Genomic DNA, 2,763 nt, shown 5'->3' on the forward strand with positions numbered 1-2,763 from the left:
TACGTCACCGGCGGTGTGCTGCTGCCGTTCTTCTCCTTCATGACGTTCCTGATCGCCGTCCCGACCGGCGTGAAGTTCTTCAACTGGATCGGCACGATGTGGAAGGGCTCGCTGTCCTTCGAGACGCCGATGCTCTGGGCCGTCGGCTTCCTGATCACCTTCACCTTCGGTGGTCTCACCGGTGTCATCCTGGCCTCGCCGCCGATGGACTTCCACGTCTCGGACTCGTACTTCGTGGTGGCCCACTTCCACTACGTGGTGTTCGGTACGGTCGTCTTCGCGATGTTCGCCGGTTTCCACTTCTGGTGGCCGAAGATGACCGGCAAGATGCTGGACGAGCGCCTCGGCAAGATCACCTTCTGGACGCTGTTCGTCGGTTTCCACGGCACCTTCCTGGTCCAGCACTGGCTGGGCGCCGAGGGCATGCCGCGCCGGTACGCCGACTACCTGGCGGCCGACGGCTTCACGGCCCTGAACACGATCTCGACGATCAGCTCGTTCCTGCTGGGCCTGTCGATCCTGCCGTTCCTCTACAACGTGTGGAAGACGGCCAAGTACGGCAAGCCGGTCGGCGTGGACGACCCGTGGGGCTACGGCCGTTCGCTGGAGTGGGCGACCTCCTGCCCGCCGCCGCGGCACAACTTCCTCACCCTGCCGCGGATCCGCAGCGAATCCCCGGCGTTCGACCTGCACCACCCTGAGATCGCCGCGCTCGAGCAGCTCGAGCACGCCGGTCATGGCACCGCCGTCGCGGGCAGCAAGGAGGCCGGCAAGTGAAGATCCAGGGTCGGATGTTCATCTGGCTGAGCGTCTTCATCCTGATCATGGCCATCGTGTATGGCGTGTGGTCGAAGGAGCCGGCCGGAACCACCGCGCTCTTCCTGGCCTTCGGCCTGAGCGTCATGATCGGCTTCTACCTGGGCTTCACCGCCCGGCGGGTCGACGCGGGCGCCCAGGACGACAAGGAGGCGGACGTCGCGGACGACGCGGGTGAGCTGGGCTTCTTCAGCCCGCACAGCTGGCAGCCGCTCATGCTGGGCTTCGGCGGCGCGATCGCCTTCCTCAGCATCGCGGTCGGCTGGTGGCTGATCTACTTCTCCGCGCCGTTCATCGTGATCGGCCTGTTCGGCTGGGTGTTCGAGTACTACCACGGTGAGAACCGCACCCAGTAGTACGCGCGCAACGCACCGGGAGCCCGGACCTTCCCCCAGGAGGGTCCGGGCTCCCGGCTTTTCCGGCGGTCCCGGCGTGTCCTTCCTTTGCCGCAGTGTCGTTCGCTCGTACGAGTTACCTGCCGCGCCGGTACGGTCTTCAGCTCATAGCGTGATCGTATGAACCACACTCCGCGGACCCGCACCGTCGTCAGCTGCATCCTGCTGGTGACCGCCCTCGGCGCGGGCGTCACCGCTTGCGGTTCGGACGGCAACCCCCTGTCGGCCAGGCCGTACGACGCAGCGGGCCTGATCTCCTTCAACGGCCCCACCGAAGCGGGGAAGCGGGCCGACCCGGACAAGCCCCTGGAGGTCACCGCCAACAGCGGTGACGGCCGCATCACGGACGTCACCGCCCAGGACTCCACGGGGCGCTACGTGGCGGGCGAACTGGCCGCGGACGGCAGCCGCTGGCACAGCACCTCCCCGCTGGCCGCCAACGCCCACTACACGGTCACGGTGAGCACCGAGGACGACGACGGCGCACCCGGCCGCAAGGTCCTGACGTTCGACACCAGCAAGCCCACCAGCAAGCAGCGCCTGAACGTCACGTTCGGGCCGGAGAAGGGCACGTTCGGCGTCGGACAGCCGATCACGGCCCAACTCGACCACGAGATCAAGGACAAGGCGCAGCGCGCCGTCGTGGAACGCGCCCTGCGGGTGGACTCCACGCCGGCCGTGCAGGGCGCCTGGCACTGGGTGGACAACAAGGAGCTCCACTACCGCCCCAAGGACTACTGGCCCGTCCACGCCACCATCCAGGTCCACAGCAACTTGGAGGGCGTCAGGATCGGCGACCGGCTGTGGGGCGGGAAGGCGAAGCCCGTGAAGATCACCACAGGGGACCGGATCGAGGCCGTCACGGACGCCGCCTCGCACCAGATGACCGTCTACCGGAACGGCCAGGAGATCAACCAGATCCCCGTCACGACGGGCAAGCCCGGCTTCGAGACCCGCAACGGCGTCAAGGTGGTCCTGGCCAAGCAGTACTTCGTACGGATGCGCGGCACCACGGTCGGCATCGCCGAGGGCAGCGCCGACTCCTACGACCTGCCGGTCTACTACGCCACCCGGGTCACCTGGTCGGGCGAGTACGTGCACGCCGCCCCGTGGTCCGTGGGCTCCCAGGGCTACGCCAACGTCAGCCACGGCTGCACCGGGATGAGCACGTCCAACGCCGAGTGGTTCTTCGACACCGTCCGCGAGGGCGACATCGTCAAGGTCGTCAACTCCAACGGCGACGACATGGAGCCCTTCGGCAACGGCTTCGGCGACTGGAACGTCGACTGGCAGAAGTGGCGCCAGGGCAGCGCCCTCTTCAACGGCAAACCGGACGGCCCGGCGCCGTCGGACGCCCTGAGGATCCAGCCAGCGGCCCTGTGAGCGATCAGAAGGGGCGCCGGGAACGGCGCGGGCGCAGACCACGGGGCCGCCCTCGCGCACGATCCCCGCGCCCCTGCCCCCTAGGTCGTGTCCGCAAAGTCCCTCCCGCCCCCCCGCGGGGGGGGCCGGCGGGGCGGTGGGGGGCGGGCCGAGGGGCCCCCCCACCACA

Annotated in this window: 3 protein-coding genes; all 3 read left to right on the plus strand. The window is 68.3% G+C overall.

The features are described 5' to 3' along the window. Positions 1-777, plus strand: a 777-nt coding sequence (locus tag ABZ923_RS41105) for a cbb3-type cytochrome c oxidase subunit I (protein ID WP_361483510.1), incomplete at its 5' end; no start/stop codon positions are given. Then, positions 774-1,172 (plus strand): cytochrome c oxidase subunit 4, encoded by a 399-nt coding sequence (locus ABZ923_RS41110; protein ID WP_031166647.1) that lies wholly within the window; start codon positions 774-776, stop codon positions 1,170-1,172. The genes ABZ923_RS41105 and ABZ923_RS41110, both read left to right, overlap by 4 nt. 159 nt (positions 1,173-1,331) lie before the next feature. Then, positions 1,332-2,594: an Ig-like domain-containing protein gene (locus ABZ923_RS41115; RefSeq protein ID WP_361483513.1), complete on the plus strand. Its 1,263-nt coding sequence runs from the start codon at positions 1,332-1,334 to the stop codon at positions 2,592-2,594. The last annotated feature ends 169 nt before the right edge of the window (positions 2,595-2,763 follow it).

Origin of the sequence: Streptomyces sp. NPDC046881 (assembly GCF_040645015.1) — a bacterium.
Classification (GTDB): domain Bacteria; phylum Actinomycetota; class Actinomycetes; order Streptomycetales; family Streptomycetaceae; genus Streptomyces.